Origin of the sequence: Bradyrhizobium cosmicum (genome assembly GCF_032290525.1) — a bacterium.
Taxonomy (GTDB): Bacteria; Pseudomonadota; Alphaproteobacteria; order Rhizobiales; family Xanthobacteraceae; genus Bradyrhizobium; species Bradyrhizobium cosmicum_A.
Window position 1 is genome coordinate 1 of the sequence record NZ_JASXTA010000084.1, and the last position, 475, is coordinate 475.

The window sequence follows — 475 nt, forward strand, 5'->3', positions numbered from 1 at the left end:
TTCGCAGGCACCAGCGTGCCCGCTGTCAGGCAGAAACTCCACTTATCGACCTGTCCAAATTTGCGGAGCCGGCTCTCTATACCAAGATCGGCCAGTTGACGGTTGAAAGGGATTTCTTGGCCAGGAGGAGAAGAGCTCTCTCTCTTACCGAGAGAGCAAGCGTGTCCGATGTAACCACATTACAAGTGCAGCGCGAGTCGACGTTGACGCTCCAGAATTTCAGATCTCTATAAAGGAAATCCAATGCGCCAACCCGTGCGTTCGCTATTGAAAGGAAGCCAAGTTGCCGCTCGTAAAACTTCCATCACCGCACTCCGGGCTTAGTCAAAGTGGAAACAGCGTTCGGCTATCACCTGAACTGAGTACGCTTTTGGATATTGATGCAGACGACTATGCGTCCGATGGACGATCCGAAACTATTTATGAATTCTCGTGAACGCCGGCTTATGGCGTTGCTAAGAGCTGTTAAGGCCCG

The 475-nt window shown here is 51.6% G+C and carries 1 protein-coding gene; it reads left to right on the forward strand.

What is annotated here, in order from left to right; all coding sequences use genetic code 11:
• A partial coding sequence (locus QSV46_RS39140; protein WP_314964015.1) for a hypothetical protein occupies positions 1–233 on the forward strand: 233 nt, incomplete at its 5' end.
• Positions 234–475 lie beyond the last annotated feature (242 nt).